The organism is Beijerinckia sp. 28-YEA-48, assembly GCF_900104955.1.
Classification (GTDB): Bacteria; Pseudomonadota; Alphaproteobacteria; order Rhizobiales; family Beijerinckiaceae; genus Terripilifer.
This window is the reverse complement of sequence record NZ_FNSI01000001.1, coordinates 3,140,710-3,158,744: the sequence shown is the minus strand read 5'-3', so window position 1 is coordinate 3,158,744 and position 18,035 is coordinate 3,140,710. Positions and strand designations below refer to the sequence as shown.

Sequence of the window (18,035 nt, the reverse complement as noted above, 5' to 3'; positions counted from 1 at the left end):
GCGGCGCTCAGCGCCGTTCCATCATGCGCGACACCACTTTCGCGGTGTAATCGACCATCGGCACGATGCGTGCGTAATTGAGCCGCGTCGGGCCGATGACACCAACGACGCCAACGATGTGCTGCGCCCCGTCGCGAAACGGCGCCGCGATCATCGACGAGCCGGAGAGCGAGAACAATTTGTTCTCCGAGCCGATGAAGATGCGCACGCCTTCGCCCGTCTCGGCGCGGGCCAGAAGGTCGATCACGTCCTTCTTGGTTTCGAGATCCGAGAACAGCAGGCGGATGCGCTCAAGATCTTCGACCGCTTTCAGGTCTTCGAGCAAATTGGCTTGTCCGCGCACGATCAATTGCTGGTTCGTGCCGGGGCCGGTCCAGCTGGCCAGGCCCGCATCGATCAGGCGTGCCGTCAGTTGATCGAGTTCGGCTTCCGCCGCCTGCCGCGAGGCGTCGATATCAGCGCGCAATTCGAGAAGCGTGCGGCCACGCAGCCGTGCGTTGAGATAGTTGCCGGCTTCGACAAGCGACGAGGCTGGCAGATCGCGCGGGATCGGCAGGATGCGGTTCTCGACCGATCCATCCTCGGCGACGAGCACGGCGAGCGCCCGGTCAGGATCGAGGCGGACGAATTCAATCTGCCGCAGCCGCGCATTGTCTTTGGAGGTGAGGACGACGGCCGCGCCGCGCGACAGGCCTGACAGCAGCGAAGAGGCTTCCGTCAGCACACCCTCAAGGGTCTGGCCGGTGGAGGCGGCCTTCACCTGCGCCTCAATGCTGCTGCGATCCTCGATGGAGAGGTCGCCGACTTCGAGCATGGCGTCGACAAAGAAACGCAGGCCGAGTTCCGTCGGCAGCCGGCCGGCGCTCGTGTGTGGCGAATAGACGAGGCCCGCGTCTTCCAGGTCCTGCATGACATTGCGAACCGACGCCGGCGACAGGGTGATCGGCATGATGCGCGACAGGTGCCGCGATCCCACGGGATCGCCGGTTTCCAGATAGCTGTCGACAATATGCCGAAAAATCTCGCGCGAACGGGCATTTAGCTTCGCGAGCGAGGCAGTGTCGGCAGTTGGGCGGTCGAAGGATGCGGCCATGACCTTAAGATGACGAAGCGGGAGCGTGGGTTCAAGTGCATATAGCGTTTTGTAGCGTTGGATGGACCCATCAAACGCAACAATGACCCATCAAAAAAGATTTTAGACGAAATCGCGTTGCGATTCCGTCTAGCCGCGTGTTCCACGGTATAGCAGCTCAAACACGTAAACCGCGATCGCGCCATAGATCACGTGGCCGCCCCAGCTCATGAAGGAGAGCGCCGGATAATCGGACAGCAGCAAAAACGGCTGGCCGGCGAGCGGCGCCATGATGCCAAGCGCATTGAACCAGGTGAACGAGCCCCAGCTCAGCGCATCGGCGCTCAGCGCGTGGCGGTTGATCAAGCGTGTCGCCGAAAGCGCCGTGACGAGAAGCCAGAAAAAGCCGATGAACAGCGTCGCGTTGCTGGAGGCCGCGAGCCAGGCAACGCCGAGGGTAAACAGCACCCAGACGGCGATATCGAAGGTTGCCGCCCAAGCGCGAAAGCCGCGCGAGATCACCCAATAGGCGATCGGATAGCCAATAATGCCCACCGCATAGTGCAGGGCTGTCGCTGTCGTCCAGGACACTTCGATGCCGGTCCAGCGGGCGATCAGGGTGGCGACGAGGGCCGGGGGCTCAAGCGGAAAGCCGGCGATCGGCGGCGTGAGCACCCGGGCCCAAAATTCCCAGACAATCAGTCCCGCCAGGCCGCCGGCAAACAGTTTGCCGAGGACGGCCATCTTGGGGATCGGTGGATTCGAAAACGTCGTTGCGCTCACGGTCATGCCCGCCTCCCGATCTTTGTATTTTTCCGGAGATTAGGCGTTTGGCCGATCGGATGCACATCACAAGGTTTCAGGGTGACGTGATGGACCCGTGAAGACTATGATCCGGCGGCGAGGGTCTGATGGTTGGGCTGGCTGATGCCGCGCCCACCTATCGGGCCGCTAACCTATCGGAATGACTGCCGGATCATGTAATATATTGCATCTCGCCGGCCGCTCGGTCGCAAGCCGACAACAGCTGTGAGAGAGTGGCAAAAGAAACGCAACATGGGGATGAATCGGTCAAACTGCGTCGCCCGGCATATTGCCAGATCATGTAATATAATACATGGTGCGCCGCCCAACGAGCTATTCGCCAAAACGACCCTGCAAAATTGTATGGGAAACTGAACTGGAGACTGTCGTGTCCTCATCCGCATCCGCCGCCGCTCCGACCTCGCACGCCGACCGTGCTGCCTTCTCCTGGGAAGATCCGTTCCTGATCGAGGACCAGTTGCAGGAAGACGAGCGGATGATTCGCGACGCGGCCCGCGCCTATGCCCAGGACAAACTGCTGCCGCGCGTCGTCGATGCCTATGCGAAAGAGACGATTGACCACGACCTCATCCCCGAAATGGGCGAGCTCGGCCTGCTCGGCGTGACGATCCCTGAGGAATATGGCGCGGCTGGCGCCAATTACGTCGCCTACGGTCTCGTAGCGCGTGAAATCGAGCGGGTCGATTCCGGCTATCGCTCGACCCTGAGCGTTCAATCTTCCCTCGTCATGCATCCGATCTATGCCTATGGCGACAACCAGCAGAAGCAGAAATACCTGCCCAAGCTCGCCAGCGGCAAAATGATCGGCTGTTTCGGCCTTACCGAGCCCGACGCTGGTTCCGATCCGGGTGGCATGAAGACGCGCGCCGAAAAGGTCTCCGACGGCTATCGCCTCACTGGCTCGAAAATGTGGATTTCCAATGCACCGGTCGCCGATCTCTTCGTCGTCTGGGCGAAGTCGGACGCGCACAAGGGCGAGATCAAGGGCTTCCTGATCGAGAAGGGCACGAAGGGCCTGTCCGCGCCGAAGATCGATGGCAAGCTGTCGCTGCGCACCTCGGTGACCGGCGAAATCGTCATGGATGGCGTCGTCATTCCGGAAGAAAACCTGTTGCCGAATGTCTCGGGTCTGAAAGGCCCGTTCGGCTGCCTCAACCGCGCCCGCTACGGCATCGCCTGGGGCGCCATGGGCGCGGCGGAAGATTGCTGGCACCGCGCGCGCCAGTACACGCTCGACCGCAAGCAGTTCGGCCGGCCGCTGGCCGCCACCCAGCTGGTGCAGAAAAAGCTCGCCGACATGCAGACGGAGATCACGCTTGGCCTGCAGGCCTGCCTGCGCGTCGGTCGTCTCTTTGACGAAGGCCGCGCCGCGCCGGAAGCCATCTCGCTCATCAAGCGCAACAATGCCGGCAAGGCCTTGGACATCGCCCGCGTCGCCCGTGACATGCACGGCGGCAACGGCATCCATGGCGAATATCACGTCATGCGCCATCTCCAGAACCTGGAGACGGTCAACACCTATGAAGGCGCACACGACGTGCACGCGCTGATCCTCGGTCGCGCGCAGACGGGCTTGCAGGCATTCTTTTAAGCGGTTCTTTTAAGCCGCTCTGCTGAGACCCAAACGAAAAGGCCCGGAGCGATGCTCCGGGCCTTCTGCTTTAAAAGTAGTGCGCTGCTTATTCCGCGGCGAGGCGCGAGAACGGTGCGGCTTCGCGCACCTTGGCGTCGACATGGCTCTCGAAGGTGACGAAGTTCTTGCGGAACATTTCGACGAGATGCTTCGCGGTCGAGGCGAACTCCGCCTTGTTCGACCAGGTCTTCACCGGCTCGAGGATATGCGGCTCGACGCCCGGCACCGAGGTCGGCACGGCGAGGCCGAAATAGGGGTCGGTGCGGAAGGTCGCCTTGCTCAGTGAGCCATCGAGAGCGGCGGTGAGCAGACGGCGGGTGACGCGGATCGGCATGCGACGGCCAACGCCTTCCTTGCCGCCGGTCCAGCCGGTGTTGACCAGCCAGCAATCGACCGAATGCTTGGCGATCAGATCGCGCAGCATGTTGCCGTAGACGGACGGATGCAGCGGCAGGAACGGATGGCCGAAGCAGGTCGAGAACGTCGCTTCCGGACCGGTGACACCCTTCTCGGTGCCGGCCACTTTCGCGGTGTAGCCGGAGAGGAAGTGATACATGGCCTGGGCCGGATCGAGCTTGGCGATCGGCGGCAGCACGCCGAAGGCGTCGCAGGTCAGCATGATGATGTTCTTGGGCTGGCCGGCGCGGCCGGAGCTCGACGCATTCGAGATGAAGTCGAGCGGATAGGCGACGCGGGTGTTCTCGGTCTTGGCTTCGCTGTCGAAGTCAGGCTCGCGGGTCAGCGGGTCGTAGACGACGTTTTCCAGCACCGTGCCGAAGCGCTCGGTCGTGGCGTAAATCTCGGGCTCGGCTTCTCGCGACAGGCGGATCGCCTTGGCGTAGCAGCCACCTTCGAAGTTGAAGACGCCGTCCTTGCCCCAGCCGTGCTCATCGTCGCCGATCAGCGTGCGGTCGGGATCCTGGGACAGGGTCGTCTTGCCGGTGCCCGACAGGCCGAAGAAGATCGCCACGTCGCCATCGTCGCCGACATTGGCGGAGGCGTGCATCGGCAAGACGTTCTGCGCCGGCAGGGTCCAGTTCAGCCAGGTGAAGACCGACTTCTTCATTTCGCCGGCGTAGTTGGTGCCGCCGATGAGGACGATCTTGCGGGAGAAATCGAGGGCGATGACGGTTTCGCTCTTGCAGCCGTGGCGCTTCGGGTCGGCCTTGAACGAGGGCAGGTCGATGATCGTCAGATCAGGAACGTAAGCGGCGAGTTCGGTCTTGTCGGGACGGATCAGCAGATTGCGGATGAACAGCGAATGCCAAGCGAATTCGGTGATGACGCGCGATTTGACCCGGAAAGAGGGATCGGCGCCGCCGTGGAGGTCCTGGACGAACAGGTCCTTGCCTTCGGCATGTTTGAGGAAGTCTTGGAGGAGAACCTCGAACTGGTCCGGAGTGATCGAATTGTTATTGGCCCACCAGACTTTGTCCTCGGTGAGCGCGTCGCGGACGGTGTGTTTGTCTTTTGGCGAGCGGCCCGTGTGGATGCCGGTTTCCGCGTTGATCGCCCCACCTGGCATGACCACCGCTTCAGCGCGGCGGATCGATTCTTCGTACAGCATCGGCGCATGTAGATTGTAAAATACGGTGCCGAGATTTTTGAGGCCAAATTTATCAACCCCGTAGGAGGTGTTGAACGCGCCCACCTGTTTCATCGCTGTCTCCGAACTGATCCGACACTTGCCGCGTTGGCGGTCCCGATGGCCCGTATGGCGGGCCCTTGCCGAAATTGAGGGCCGCACCTTTAGTCGGCCCAGCCTCCCTGAGCAAGGTTTAGCGTGACCTCACATGACGTTGGGATTAACGATTTTTGGCAGAAGACGCACGCGATAACCCATTGTGCGGCGCATCAATTCTCGCTCCGCGCTGCAACGGCGAGCTGCACGAGCGTCCGGTGAAGCGCCTCCGCAGTCAGGACAGGGCTTTGAAACGTCACTCGTTCTGTGCTTTCGCCCCAGGCGAGATCGACGCCCTCGGGGTCGATGCCGCTGATCCGCCACGGGCCGTCGGCCGCCCGGCGGAGCTTTGTGGCGTAGAGTCGCACCGCCTCCGTATGATCGCTGTTCATATGGGCGATGGCCGAGGCTTCAGCCGCGATCATCGAATCGGCGCCGTCGAGTGACGTGCGCAGTGCTGTGCTCTCGAAATCGGCGGCCCGTGCGAACCCGCCGTTGAGGTGGATGTTCGCCATTTCGAGCCGGTAGAAACCGAAATCGGCGAAATCGGCATAGAGCTGGGATTTCGGATGGCGGCCAAGGAAGCGTTGCTTCAAGCGATCGCGTTCGGCCTCGCTGGCGCTTTTGCGCACGGTGCCGGTGATGGTCAGGCGCGGATGGGCCAGCGGATCACCCTTGCCGGTCTCAGCCAAGAGCAGGGACGCGCGCGCATCGGTGGCCAGATTGCGCGTGTGGATGGCCAGTCCCGACAGCAGCAGGATCGGCGTGCCATCGTAATCGGTCGCGACATTGACCAACGTCGAGAACGGAAAGCCGTCCTTGGCCAGCGTCGCCAGGGCGCCGGCGCGGATACTGCGCAAGAGCCCCTTCGACACGGCGATGGCGTCGTACCCCTCCGGCACGGTCGGGCGCGGCTCGGCAGATGGGACGGTATCGGCTGGCATCAGGCTTCAGTCCTCCGGTGGCTTTCAGGGTCGTTTTTACGGTTTTACGCTGGCCCTCGATTATCTCAGCGAATTCCGTAGGCGTGCCGGTGCGTATGAAACCGCCCATCTTTTCTAGGCGCGGCATAAGGTCCGGATCAGCCTAGCCGATATCTGCGCCGCGACAGGCGCGATCAAGCCCGGAAATGTCGCTGCAACGGCCAGATGACGAATCGTTAATCTGACGGGTGCTCAGTCCTCCCCCCGGAAATCCGTCTGAAAACGGCGCATTTTGGCCCAAAATGAATGGGAAACGCTACGATTGTCGCTTGCCTGCACAGCATTTCTCGCTGTCGTGACAATCGGATGCGTGCTTTTTCCCGATAATGGCCTATATTGTGGCGATGAGTTGCCGTGCAGGCTGTTCGCCCCCTTCGCCAGGCGACATCGCGAGTAGCGTCACAATTCTGCCTGTAATCGTGCGGACTTTGCCGCCGCGTCCAGATGATGCACTGCCGTATGGCTCTTCGCCGTTGGTACGGCGCCACCACCAGAGGATTCAATGCCGACCATCGCGCTTGTAGACGACGATCGCAACATTCTGACTTCCGTGTCCATCGCCCTTGAGGGTGAAGGCTACCGGGTCCAGACCTATAACGACGGCGCCAGCGCTCTCGATGGTTTGCGCACCAATCCGCCTGATCTCGCCATCTTCGATATCAAGATGCCGCGCATGGACGGAATGGAACTGCTGCGCCGCCTGCGTCAGAAGTCCGATCTGCCCGTCATCTTCCTCACCTCCAAGGACGAGGAAATCGACGAGCTGTTCGGCCTGAAAATGGGCGCCGACGATTTCATCCGCAAACCCTTTTCCCAGCGTCTGCTGGTCGAGCGCGTCAAGGCGATCTTGCGCCGCTTCAACCCGAAGGAAGCCGCCACCGCCAAGGAAACCGAGGCGCGGATCCTCGAGCGCGGTCAGCTCAAAATGGACCCGGAGCGTCACACCTGCACCTGGAACAATGAGCAGGTCACGCTCACCGTCACCGAATTCCTGATCCTCCAGGCCCTGGCCCAGCGCCCGGGTGTGGTCAAAAGTCGCAACGCCCTGATGGATGCGGCCTACGACGATCAGGTTTATGTTGATGACCGGACAATCGACAGCCACATCAAGCGGCTGCGCAAGAAGTTCAAGGTTGTGGACGACAACTTTGAAATGATCGAGACGCTGTATGGCGTTGGCTACCGCTTCAAGGAAGCGTAAGGGACGCAGGCAGATCGCTGGCCGGATTGATGTGAGCCTGGCCAGCGGGCGCGCTGCGGACAAAGACTGCCGGATACGACAGCAATGAGCGTCGAAGCACAGGATGGCGAGATTCCGGCAACGGCCTCTGCGCCGGCTCCGCGCCGTCGCAGTTTGGCGGGCCGAACACGACTGCTGCGGCGTACGCTCGCGGCGCCCTTCGCCTCGTCGCTCACGCGCCGCATCGTGGCGCTCAACCTCGGTGGCCTCGTCGCGCTGCTGATCGGGTTTCTCTATCTCAACCAGTTTCGCGAAGGCCTGATCGACGCGCGTATCGAGACGCTGAAGACCCAGGGCGAAATCATCGCTGCGGCCATTTCAGCCTCCGCCACCGTCGAGACCGACAGCATCACCGTTGATCCGGAAAAGCTGCTGCAACTGGCGCCGGGCCAAAGCACGGGCCCTGGCGAAGACAGCGATGCGCTGGAGTTTTCCATCAATCCCGACAGCATCGGCCCGGTGCTGCGCCGCCTCGTCGGGCCAACCCGCACCCGCGCCCGCATCTACGACCGCGACGGCTATCTGCTGCTCGACTCCCGCTCGATGACCGATCGCTCGACGATCCTGCGCTTCGACTTGCCCGATGGCGGCAAGGAGGAAGCGACGGTCAGTTTCGTGAAGCGGATATGGACAGGGGTGTTGAGTTGGTTCGGCGAACCGAACCTTCCCCTCTACGAGGATATCGGCCTCAACAATGGCCGTGCCTATCCCGAGGTGCAGTCGGCCTTGCGCGGGTCCAATCGCTCGATCGTGCGCGTCAACTCCGCCGGCGAAACCATCGTGTCGGTGGCCATTCCGGTGCAGCGTTTCCGTGTCGTGCGTGGCGCACTGCTGCTCTCCACCCAAGGCGGCGATATCGACAAGGTGATCACGGCGGAACGTTGGACGATGATCCGGCTGTTCATCGTCTTCTTCGCCGTCATGCTGGTGCTGTCGCTGTTCCTGGCGCGGCAAATCGCCGAGCCGATGCGGCGTCTGGCCGAAGCCGCTCAGCGCGTCCGGCGCGGCATTAAATCGCGTCAGGAGATTCCTGATTTCACCGAGCGCTCCGATGAAATCGGCCATCTCTCGGGATCTCTGCGCGACATGACCTCGGCGCTTTACGCTCGTATCGACGCGATCGAGAGTTTCGCCGCCGACGTGGCGCATGAGTTGAAAAATCCGCTGACTTCGCTGCGCAGCGCCGTTGAGACATTACCGATCGCCCGCACCGATGAATCGCGCGGCCGTCTGCTCGATGTCATCAAGCATGACGTGCGCCGGCTCGATCGGTTGATCAGCGATATTTCCGATGCCTCGCGCCTCGACGCCGAATTGGCGCGCGCCGATATGGGGGATGTCGATCTGGTGCAGTTGGTGCAGGCTGTTGTCAGTGTCGCCAACGAGGTGAACCGCGCTGACAAGGTGAAATTCACCATCGACGTGGCGCCAAGCGACGAGCCCAACGCCTATCACGTCCTCGGTCATGATTCGCGTCTGGGGCAGGTGGTCACCAATCTCATCGACAATGCGCGCTCCTTCTCGCCGCCCGGTGGCAATGTGCGCGTCGCTTTGCGCAGTGTACGCGACATGGGTCGCGCCAAAGAACTCGAGGACGGCGTCGAGATCATCGTCGACGATGACGGGCCGGGGATTCCCGCCCATGCCTTCGAGCGTATTTTCGAGCGCTTCTATACCGACCGGCCGAACCAGGGCTTTGGCCAGAACTCGGGGCTCGGATTGTCGATCTCTCGTCAGATCATCGAAGCCCACGGCGGCCATATCCGTGCCCTGAACCGCACCGCCTCTAGCGACGGGGAAATCCGCGGCGCACGGTTCGTCGTCTGGCTGCCGGTCGGCAAATGAGCGGTGCCGCCTATCATCACGCGACGGCGGTGATCGTCGGCGAGCAGGCCGTGGTGATCCGGGGCGACTCCGGAGCCGGCAAATCAACCCTCGCGCATATGCTGCTGGATCACGGCGCCTTGGCGGGTTTTTTCGTCCGTCTCGTGGGCGACGATCGGGTCAGTCTCGCTGCCGCCGGCGGTCGCCTGATCGTCCGCGGCCATCCCGCGATCGCCGGATTGGTCGAGCAACGCGGCGAGGGACTCCATGCCGTGGGCGCCGAACCGGCCGCCGTAGTGGCGGCCGTGGTCGATTTGTGCACAGCAAAACCAGCCCGAATTCCATCGGATACAGAATTAGTTACCCAGGTTTGTGGGGTCGAGCTGCCACGCTTGGCCCTGTTAAGCCACAGTTTTGGGCCAGAAACGGCCTCTCAGGTGATATCCTTCGTCCAGCGGCAAAATGTCAGGGGGGCGAATAAGGATGGCTAGAATTTGTCACTTGATAAAATCGCTGCAATGCACATTATTGCCCGCTTTCCGCCGGCCGGCCTCCTGGTCAGGCTGGTTTGTGCCAGAATTGGCGGGAATATTTATGGACGGTCAGTCCCAATGATCGGAATGGTCCTGGTGACACATGGTCACCTTGCGACGGAGTTCCGTGCTGCACTTGAGCACGTGGTCGGTCCGCAAAAGCAGCTCGAAACGATTACCATTGGTCCCGACGACGACATGGAGAGTCGGCGTAAGGACATCGTCTCCGCGGTCGAAGGTGTGAACACCGGCGATGGCGTTGTGGTGCTCACCGATATGTTCGGCGGCACCCCCTCCAATCTGGCGATTTCGATCATGGACGGCGCCAAGGTGGACGTCGTGGCCGGGATCAATCTGCCCATGCTGATCAAGCTCGCGTCGGTCCGTGACGACGCCCGACTTGAGGAGGCGGTGATTCAGGCGCAAGATGCGGGACGGAAATACATTTCCGTAGCCAGCCGGATTTTGAACGGGAAATGACAGACGACATCTTGGAAGATTGTCCGCCGACCCCAGATTTTCCCGGCTGTATCGTCCGGGAAATGCCGATCATCAATCGTAAGGGCCTGCACGCTCGCGCCACAGCCAAATTCGTTCAATGCGTCGAGCAATTTGATGCGGTGGTCTCCGTCTACCGGTGCGGTGAGACGGTGGGGGGCACCTCGATCATGGGCATCCTGACGCTGGGCGCCGGCCTTGGCACGTCCATCACCGTCGCCGCACAGGGCAGCGAGGCCCGTGAGGCCATCGACGCGCTGGCCGGTTTGGTGGCCAACCGCTTCGGCGAAGACGAGTAATATTCTCATATAAACCGATGTCGCGTTGACTTGAGGCCGGGCGAGGGTACCGTGCGCGTCAATCATATGGGCACGCGCAAAAGCGCGGCCTTTTGGAGGAAACCTTATGTCGATGCGGTCTGGACTTGCTGCTGCCAGTCTCGTTTTTCTCTTGGCCGTTTCTCCGGCTGCTGCCCAGAAAGCCAAGGGCACGCTGCGGATCGCCTTTACCGATCCGATCAGTTCAGCGCTTCTCCACGACGATCCAAAGCCGGAAACCGGCCTGACTTCGGCGGCTGTGTTCGACACGCTGCTCTGTTTTGATCGCACCAATGGCGAGCTGAAACCGATGCTGGCCACGTCCTGGACGCATGTCGGTGAGCGGATCATCGAGATGAAATTGCGCGAGGACGTGAAATTCCACGATGGCTCGCCGTTCGATGCCGACGATGCGGTCTATACGCTCAACTGGCTTGTCGATCCACGCAACAACATCCGCTTCGGCGGCAATTTCGACTGGCTGCAGAAGGCCGAAAAGGTCGACCGCTATACCATTCGCATCATCGAAAAATTCCCGAGCCCGCTGGCGTTGCTGCGCCTGTCGACGGGCGCGCCCATGCTGCCGTCGGACAAGCACAGCGGTTTTGGCGAGAGCGGCGATTTTGGCCGCAAGTCTCCCATCGGCACCGGTGGCTATCGCGTCGAATTTATTGATTCGACGCGCGGCATCATGCTGGTGCGCAATCCCGATTATCCGCAAGGCGGCGCCTGCACGCCGAAGCCGAGCATCGAGCGCGTGCATCTGATTCCGATCCCGGATGCGCAGACGCAGATCGCGCAATTGATGACCGATGGCGTCGATCTCATCCGCATCACCACCCGCGACCAGGCGGAGATGCTGGGAAGCAATCCTGCGTTTTCCGTCACCGCCAGTCAGGCGATCACGTTCCACTATATGGCGATGGATGCCATTGGCCGTTCTGGCAACGCCGCGCTGCAGAAGTTCGATGTGCGCAAGGCTTTGGTCCAGGCGCTCGACCGGCAGCGTCTGGCGGCCAGCGTCGTGCCCGGTGGTGACGCGGTGCGGCCCGTTGATTCCTTCTGCTTTCCTATCCAGCGTGGGTGCAGCTTCACCAACAAGCCATATCCTTACGATGTCGCGGCGGCGAAGAAGCTCCTGGTGGACGCAGGCTATCCCAATGGCTTCGATGTCGAGATCAATGCTACGCCCGGTTCATACGATCTGGGCGAGGCGATCGCTGGCGAACTGCGTCGCGTCGGCGTGCGCGCCACCGTTGCCCGGCTGACCTTTGGCGCCTATCGCCAGCGCCAGCGCGAGGGCAAGCAGCAGATTCTCGTCGGCCAGTGGACCAATGGTGGCTTTCCAGATGTGTCGGGGACAGCCGATTTCTTTTTCAACAATGGCGATCGTGACTATTGGCGCGACCCGGAAATCAACACGTTCGCCCATGAGGCGCTGTCGACCGTTGATGAGGTGATCCGCCGCCGCCTCTATGCCCGGATTTTCGACCGCGCCAACGCGCAAGCCTATGTGCTGCCGATCTCGACCAAGCCGGACGTTTTCGTCCACACCCGGGACCTGGAGATCGCCACCGGCTCGCTCAACGTCTTCGGCAGCGAGCTGTCGCTGATGCGCTGGAAATAGGACCCAGCAGGAAAGGTTGAGCTTGCGCTATTTTAACGCGGAAAAATCCCCCGAATCCGGTCAAAACATGGCGAGGTGAGACCATCTGTCCCTCGCGCCTCGACGCCAAAACAGATATGTGATCAAATAATAGACGTTCTAAACTGCGGGTTCCGGCGGTGTGGCCGGAACAGGGCCGGACACCATAGGCCGTGGACGGGGCGAGGACTGATCTGAAATGGATTACAGGCGTTTTTTCAGTGCCGCGATCGGCCAGCTCAGGGGCGAGAGCCGTTACCGCGTTTTTGCCGATCTTGAACGTGACGCCAGCCGTTTTCCCCATGCGACCTGGTACCCCAATGTCGGCGATCTGAGCGGCACCGCCCGCGACATCGTCATCTGGTGCTCCAACGATTATCTCGGCATGGGCCAGCATCCGGTGGTCGTGGCGGCCACCACGGAAGCGGTCCTACAGCACGGCGCTGGCGCCGGCGGCACCCGCAATATTTCCGGCAACAATCATCCGCTGGTTCGGCTGGAAGCTGAGCTTGCTGGCCTGCACGGTAAGCAGGCGGCGCTCGCCTTCACCTCGGGCTGGATTTCCAATCTAGCCGCCATCGGCACGATCGCGCCGCTGCTGCCCAACTGCCTGATCATCTCCGACGCGCTGAACCACAATTCGATGATTGAGGGTATCAAGCGCTCGGGCTGCGAGAAGCAGATCTTCCGCCACAACGATCTGGTGCATCTGGAAGAGCTTCTCGACGCGGCCGGCCCCGAGCGGGCCAAGATGATTGTCTTCGAAAGCCTCTATTCGATGGACGGCGATATCGCGCCGGTCGGTCGCATCGCCGAACTGGCGAAGAAATACGGCGCCCTGACCTATGTGGACGAAGTCCATGCGGTGGGCATGTATGGCGATCATGGCGGTGGCATCTGCGAGCGCGAAGGCGTGATGAAGCAGATGGACGTGATCGAGGGTACGCTCGCCAAGGGCTTTGGCACCCTCGGCGGTTATATCGCCGCCGACAGCATCATCATCGACGCCGTGCGCAGCTATGCGCCGTCGTTCATCTTCACCACGGCGTTGCCGCCGGCGGTCGCCGCGGGCGCCCATGCCGCCGTGCGCCACCTGAAGGCCTCGACCGAGGAACGCCAGCGCCATCAGCGCCAGGTCGCACTCACCAAAGCGGCGCTGCGCGACGCCAATCTGCCGCTGATGGACAACACGTCCCACATCGTGCCGTTGTTCGTCGGCGACGCCGAACTGTGCAAAACGGCGAGCGACATGCTGCTGGAGCGCCACCACATCTACATCCAGCCGATCAATTATCCGACCGTGGCGCGTGGCACGGAGCGTCTGCGCATCACGCCGACGCCGCTGCACACCGAAGCCCACATCGAGCATCTGGTGGAAGCGGTGCGCGATGTCTGGCAACGTCTCGGCCTGCCGCGCAAGGTGCCGCAAAATATCTCGGCCGCGGGCTTTGGCGCAGTCGCCGCCGAGTAACTTCGGGCTTACGAAAGCCGAATTGAAAAGGGCTCCCGCGGGAGCCCTTTTGTTTTGCAGCCTATTTTTTCACCAGCGCGTCGCGGATTTCCTCGAGCAGCTTTTCCGAACGGGGCGGGGGCGGGGCCGCGGCGGGGGCCGGATCCGGGCCACGCATCTTGTTCACCAGCTTGACGAAGAGGAAGATGACGAAGGCCAGCAGGATGAAATTGATGGCGACCGTAATGAAATTGCCGACGGCCAGGACCGGACCCTGTCGTCTGGCTTCCTCCAGGCCGGCGGCCGTCACCGCCTTGGACAAGGGGACGAAGAGGTTCGAGAAATCGACGCCGCCACCCGTCAGCACTGCGACGATGGGCATAATGAGGTCGCCGACCAAGGAGTCGACGATTTTGCTGAAAGCCGCGCCGACGATGACACCGACCGCCAAGTCGATGACATTGCCGCGCATAATAAATTTTTTGAATTCTTCTAACATCTGAGATCCCCCGTTCGGGCCTCCAACCCTGATTCCGCCGCCGACCGACAGCGAAGGTGACAGGCTACCATCGGTCGGCAGGCCGGCAAACCCGCCAACCGTCGCCGCCTGTGCTAAACAGTGCTAAATTCTCGGCGAGGGGCTTTGGTCAGGAATTTGGCCAACGGCGAGGGAGCACGAACAGAACCATGAGCGCAGGCGGCGCGGCCATTCTGACGGGGCTGGTGTATCTGTGTGGCCTCTTTGCCGTGGCCCATTACGGCGACACTTCAGGGCGTCATTTCATTTCCTCCCGCGCCCGGCCGATCATCTATGCGCTGACGCTGGCGGTCTATTGCACCTCCTGGACCTTCTTCGGTTCCGTTGGCCTTGCCTCTCAGAGCGGGCTGGAGTTCCTGCCGATTTACATCGGGCCGTTCATTGTCATCGGCCTGCTGTCGCCGCTGGTGTTGCGCATCGTGCGGCTGGCCAAGGCGCAGAACATCACCTCGGTCGCCGACTTTGTCGCCTCTCGCTATGGCAAGTCCGATCAGGTCGCCCGGCTGGTCACGATCATCTGCGTCATTGGCGCCGTGCCCTATATCGCCCTGCAGTTGAAGGCGATCTCCAGCTCTATCGTCATGGTGCTCGATTCGCTCGATGCGGGTCAGGTCGTGGTGTCGGGCGGCACCGCAGGCTCGCTGGCTCTGATCGTCGCGTTCCTGCTGGCCTGTTTCGCCATGGCGTTTGGCACACGCAACATCGACGCGACCGAGCATCAGGATGGCCTGGTGCTCGCCATCGCCATGGAATCTCTGGTCAAGCTGATCGCCTTCATCCTGGTCGGCGTCTACGCGACGTGGTGGATGTTCGATGGGCTTGGCGATCTGAGCCTCAGGGCAGCTGAAAATGTCGCCATCAAGGCCGATATCGGCAAGCAACCCGATGCGCCGGTGTGGATCGTCACCACCTTGCTATCGGCCTGCGTGATCATTCTCTTGCCGCGCCAGTTTCATGTCACCGTGGTCGAGAACCGCGACGAACGTGACGTGAAGACGGCGGCCTGGCTGTTTCCGCTCTATCTCGTCCTCATCAATCTTTTCGTCATTCCGCTCGCCATTGCCGGTCGCTTGACCTTTCTCGATGGCTCGCTCGATCTCGACATGACGGTTCTGGCGCTGCCGCTGCATGCCGGCGCCAGTACGATCGCCGTCATTACCATGGTGGGCGGCCTGTCGGCGGCTACCGCCATGGTGATCGTCGCGTCCATTGCCTTGTCGATCATGATCTCCAACGAGCTGGTGATGCCGCTTTTGCTGCGGGGCCGCTCAACGCGCGAGCGCGTCGAGGCCGGCGATCCCGTGTCGCTCATCCTGATGATCCGACGTGGCGCCATCGTCGTCATCATCGCGCTGGCTTACGTCTATTTCGTCAATTCGGCGCCCTCGGCTCTGGCCTCGATCGGCTTGCTCTCCTTCGCGGCGATCAGCCAGATCGCGCCGGCCTTTTTTGGCGGCCTGTTCTGGACACGGGCGACGGCGCGCGGCGCCATGGCGGGATTGCTGACCGGCATTGTCATCTGGGCCTATACGCTGCTCTTGCCTTCGCTTGCCACCGAGACCTCCTGGCTCGCCAGCATCGTCGCCAACGGGCCGCTCGGCCTGGCGCCGCTCAAGCCGACGGCGCTCTTTGGTGTCGAGCTGCCGCAACTGGTGCATGGCGTGGTCTGGAGCCTGTCAGCGAACTTCCTGGCGTTCGTCTTCTTCTCCCTGTCGCGACACACGACGACGATCGAACGCCTGCAGGCCAACATCTTCGTCGGGGCTTCGCCGGCGGCGCCGATGTCGCAGACCCTGCGGCTTTGGGGCGCCAATGTCACCGTCAGCGAGCTTGAGGATGCGGTGGCGCGCTATCTCGGCGGCCCACAGACCCGCCGTTCGTTTGAAGAGTTCATGCGCGCGCGCGGCGCCTCTTTGTCGCCGACGCAGGAAGCGGATATTCATCTGCTGCGCTACGCCGAACATCTTCTGGCCTCCGCCATCGGCGCCTCGTCATCACGCCTCGTCCTGTCGCTGCTGCTGCGCCGGCGCAATCTATCGCGTGAAGCGGCCCTCAAACTGATCGATGAATCCTCGGCGACCCTGCAATATAACCGCGATCTCCTGCAGCACGCGCTCGACTTCGCCCGTCAGGGCATTACCGTGTTCGACCGCGATCTCAGGCTGATCTGTTGGAACCGCGAATTCCGCGATCTCTTCAATATCCCGCCTGATCGGCTGCGTATTGGCATCGGGCTCGAGGAGGTCGTGCGCTTCAATGCCGAGCGCGGCGTCTATGGCGCAGGCCCGATCGATAGCCATGTCGCTTCTCGCATCGAATTGCTCGTCAATGAAGCGGATCCAGTGCGTCTGCGCCTGCATCATTCAAGCGATACGATCGAAGTCCGTTCCGCCCGCATGCCCGACGGCGGCATCGTCACGACTTATACGGATGTCACCCAGGCCGTGGCGGCGGAAGAGGAATTGGAGCGCACCAACGAGACGCTTGAACAGCGCGTTCGCCAACGCACCGAGGAATTGGTGCGGCTCAACCATGAACTCGAGCGGGCCAAGCTTTTGGCCGATGAAGCGAACCTATCGAAGACGCGCTTTCTCGCCGCCGCCAGTCACGACATTCTGCAACCGCTCAATGCGGCGCGGCTTTACGCGACATCCTTGCTCGAGCGGGCACGTGAAGGCGTCATATCAGGTGAGAACGGGTCGGTCGCTCTCGCTGGCAATCTCGATCTGTCGCTCGAAGCGGTCGAGGAAATATTGACCGCGCTTCTCGATATTTCGCGGCTCGATGCCGGCGCCATGAAGGCGGAGCTGTCGGTCTTTGCGATCGAGGATCTGTTGGCGCAATTGCGCGTCGAGTTCGCGCCTTTGGCCGCGGAAAATAGCCTGAAGCTGACCTTCATGCCGTGTTCGCTGAGCGTTCTCTCCGATCGTCGGCTGTTGCGTCGCCTGTTGCAAAATCTGATTTCCAACGCGATCAAATATACCCCGAAGGGCCGGGTCATCGTCGGCTGTCGAAAGCGTGGTGGGAACCTGCGGATCGAGGTTTGGGACACAGGCATCGGCATTCCCGAGAGTAAGCAGGGCGATATTTTCCGTGAGTTCGAACGGCTCGATGCAGCAGCGCGCACGGCGCGCGGCCTCGGGCTCGGCCTCTCCATCGTCGAACGTATCAGCCGTGTGCTCGATCACCCGATCTCGCTGTCATCACGGCCGGGCATAGGCTCCGTGTTCCGCGTGCCCGTGCCGATCGCCATCGGTGGGCCGGTGTTGCACCAAGCGCAACCGTCGTCACAGGCGCCGAGCCCGCATTTGCCGCTGCATGGCATGAAGATTCTGGCGATCGACAACGAGCCGCGCATTCTCGATGGTTTGCAGATCTTGCTGTCGGGGTGGGGCTGTACGGTGCTGACAGCAGCCGACGTCAGGGAAACCATGCAGGCCTTGATGCAAGACGATGACGCGCCTGATGTCATTCTGGCCGATTATCATCTGGACGAAGGCGATGGCCTTGCCTGTATCGCGGCGGTGCGCGAGCGCCTCGGCAAATATGTGCCGGCCGTTCTGATCACCGCTGACCGCTCGCCGGAAGTGCGCGATCTCTGCACCGAACAGAATGTGCGCCTGCTGAACAAGCCGGTTCGCCCAGCGGCGCTGCGGGCTCTGCTCAGCCAATGGCGCGTATTGCAGCAAGCGGCTGAATAAGAGGGGAATTGCATCGGCGAAATGTCGCATTTGACTTTTGCCGGTGAATACCCAAGTCTTATCTCGTCATGTTGAACTTTGCAGCCTTTCGCGCG

14 protein-coding genes are annotated in these 18,035 nt (G+C 61.7%); 9 read left to right on the top strand and 5 right to left on the bottom strand.

Going from position 1 to position 18,035, the window contains the following annotated elements:
• Positions 1 to 7 precede the first annotated feature (7 nt).
• A complete protein-coding gene (gene hrcA / locus BLW50_RS15000; RefSeq protein WP_090703989.1) occupies positions 8 to 1,093 on the bottom strand; it encodes a heat-inducible transcriptional repressor HrcA in 1,086 nt (361 codons plus the stop codon).
• 129 nt (positions 1,094 to 1,222) lie between these two features.
• Positions 1,223 to 1,861 carry a hypothetical protein gene (locus BLW50_RS14995; protein WP_090703987.1) on the bottom strand — a complete coding sequence of 213 codons (639 nt, stop codon included), beginning with the start codon at positions 1,859 to 1,861 and terminating at the stop codon, positions 1,223 to 1,225.
• Positions 1,862 to 2,264: 403 nt separating this feature from the next.
• On the opposite strand from BLW50_RS14995, the gene BLW50_RS14990 reads away from it, so the two are divergent.
• Positions 2,265 to 3,488, top strand: coding sequence for an acyl-CoA dehydrogenase (locus BLW50_RS14990; RefSeq protein WP_244544254.1), 1,224 nt, complete (start codon positions 2,265 to 2,267; stop codon positions 3,486 to 3,488).
• Between the two features lie 88 nt (positions 3,489 to 3,576).
• Here BLW50_RS14990 and BLW50_RS14985 read toward each other — a convergent pair whose 3' ends face one another.
• Positions 3,577 to 5,190: a phosphoenolpyruvate carboxykinase gene (locus BLW50_RS14985; RefSeq protein ID WP_090703984.1), complete on the bottom strand. Its 1,614-nt coding sequence runs from the start codon at positions 5,188 to 5,190 to the stop codon at positions 3,577 to 3,579.
• Between the two features lie 194 nt (positions 5,191 to 5,384).
• Positions 5,385 to 6,155 (bottom strand): HugZ family pyridoxamine 5'-phosphate oxidase, encoded by a 771-nt coding sequence (locus tag BLW50_RS14980; RefSeq protein ID WP_090703982.1) that lies wholly within the window; start codon positions 6,153 to 6,155, stop codon positions 5,385 to 5,387.
• Positions 6,156 to 6,696: 541 nt separating this feature from the next.
• Here BLW50_RS14980 and BLW50_RS14975 point away from each other — a divergent pair.
• The 7 genes from BLW50_RS14975 to hemA all read left to right on the top strand — a co-directional run bounded on the left by BLW50_RS14975 (position 6,697) and on the right by hemA (position 13,722).
• A complete protein-coding gene (locus tag BLW50_RS14975; RefSeq protein WP_090703980.1) occupies positions 6,697 to 7,395 on the top strand; it encodes a response regulator transcription factor in 699 nt (232 codons plus the stop codon).
• Between the two features lie 84 nt (positions 7,396 to 7,479).
• Positions 7,480 to 9,279 carry a sensor histidine kinase gene (locus tag BLW50_RS14970; RefSeq protein ID WP_090703977.1) on the top strand — a complete coding sequence of 600 codons (1,800 nt, stop codon included), beginning with the start codon at positions 7,480 to 7,482 and terminating at the stop codon, positions 9,277 to 9,279.
• On the top strand, positions 9,276 to 9,749 hold the full coding sequence (locus BLW50_RS14965; protein ID WP_090703975.1) for an HPr kinase/phosphorylase: 474 nt from the start codon (positions 9,276 to 9,278) through the stop codon (positions 9,747 to 9,749). The genes BLW50_RS14970 and BLW50_RS14965 overlap by 4 nt, the downstream gene beginning before the upstream one ends.
• A gap of 120 nt (positions 9,750 to 9,869) precedes the next feature.
• Complete coding sequence (locus tag BLW50_RS14960) at positions 9,870 to 10,271, top strand: PTS sugar transporter subunit IIA (RefSeq protein WP_090703973.1); 402 nt, start codon at positions 9,870 to 9,872, stop codon at positions 10,269 to 10,271.
• Positions 10,268 to 10,588, top strand: a complete 321-nt coding sequence (locus BLW50_RS14955; protein WP_090703970.1) for an HPr family phosphocarrier protein — start codon at positions 10,268 to 10,270, stop codon at positions 10,586 to 10,588. Before BLW50_RS14960 ends, BLW50_RS14955 begins: the two co-directional genes overlap by 4 nt.
• A 106-nt stretch (positions 10,589 to 10,694) precedes the next feature.
• Complete coding sequence (locus tag BLW50_RS14950; protein ID WP_090703966.1) at positions 10,695 to 12,233, top strand: ABC transporter substrate-binding protein; 1,539 nt, start codon at positions 10,695 to 10,697, stop codon at positions 12,231 to 12,233.
• Positions 12,234 to 12,450: 217 nt separating this feature from the next.
• Positions 12,451 to 13,722, top strand: coding sequence for a 5-aminolevulinate synthase (hemA, locus tag BLW50_RS14945; RefSeq protein ID WP_090703963.1), 1,272 nt, complete (start codon positions 12,451 to 12,453; stop codon positions 13,720 to 13,722).
• A 61-nt stretch (positions 13,723 to 13,783) separates the two neighbouring features.
• On the opposite strand, the gene mscL is transcribed toward hemA, so the two are convergent.
• The gene (mscL, locus tag BLW50_RS14940; RefSeq protein WP_090703961.1) at positions 13,784 to 14,200 is read right to left on the bottom strand and encodes a large conductance mechanosensitive channel protein MscL; all 417 of its coding nucleotides are present in this window, start codon (positions 14,198 to 14,200) and stop codon (positions 13,784 to 13,786) included.
• A gap of 188 nt (positions 14,201 to 14,388) precedes the next feature.
• On the opposite strand from mscL, the gene BLW50_RS14935 reads away from it, so the two are divergent.
• The gene (locus BLW50_RS14935; RefSeq protein ID WP_090703958.1) at positions 14,389 to 17,940 is read left to right on the top strand and encodes a hybrid sensor histidine kinase/response regulator; all 3,552 of its coding nucleotides are present in this window, start codon (positions 14,389 to 14,391) and stop codon (positions 17,938 to 17,940) included.
• The last annotated feature ends 95 nt before the right edge of the window (positions 17,941 to 18,035 follow it).

Coding starts and splice junctions, on each gene's coding strand:
- hrcA (WP_090703989.1), bottom strand. CDS start 1,093: ATGGCCGCATCCTTCGACCGCCCAACTGCCGACACTGCCTCGCTCGCG.
- BLW50_RS14995 (WP_090703987.1), bottom strand. CDS start 1,861: ATGACCGTGAGCGCAACGACGTTTTCGAATCCACCGATCCCCAAGATG.
- BLW50_RS14985 (WP_090703984.1), bottom strand. CDS start 5,190: ATGAAACAGGTGGGCGCGTTCAACACCTCCTACGGGGTTGATAAATTT.
- BLW50_RS14980 (WP_090703982.1), bottom strand. CDS start 6,155: ATGCCAGCCGATACCGTCCCATCTGCCGAGCCGCGCCCGACCGTGCCG.
- BLW50_RS14975 (WP_090703980.1), top strand. CDS start 6,697: ATGCCGACCATCGCGCTTGTAGACGACGATCGCAACATTCTGACTTCC.
- BLW50_RS14970 (WP_090703977.1), top strand. CDS start 7,480: ATGAGCGTCGAAGCACAGGATGGCGAGATTCCGGCAACGGCCTCTGCG.
- BLW50_RS14965 (WP_090703975.1), top strand. CDS start 9,276: ATGAGCGGTGCCGCCTATCATCACGCGACGGCGGTGATCGTCGGCGAG.
- BLW50_RS14960 (WP_090703973.1), top strand. CDS start 9,870: ATGATCGGAATGGTCCTGGTGACACATGGTCACCTTGCGACGGAGTTC.
- BLW50_RS14955 (WP_090703970.1), top strand. CDS start 10,268: ATGACAGACGACATCTTGGAAGATTGTCCGCCGACCCCAGATTTTCCC.
- BLW50_RS14950 (WP_090703966.1), top strand. CDS start 10,695: ATGTCGATGCGGTCTGGACTTGCTGCTGCCAGTCTCGTTTTTCTCTTG.
- hemA (WP_090703963.1), top strand. CDS start 12,451: ATGGATTACAGGCGTTTTTTCAGTGCCGCGATCGGCCAGCTCAGGGGC.
- mscL (WP_090703961.1), bottom strand. CDS start 14,200: ATGTTAGAAGAATTCAAAAAATTTATTATGCGCGGCAATGTCATCGAC.
- BLW50_RS14935 (WP_090703958.1), top strand. CDS start 14,389: ATGAGCGCAGGCGGCGCGGCCATTCTGACGGGGCTGGTGTATCTGTGT.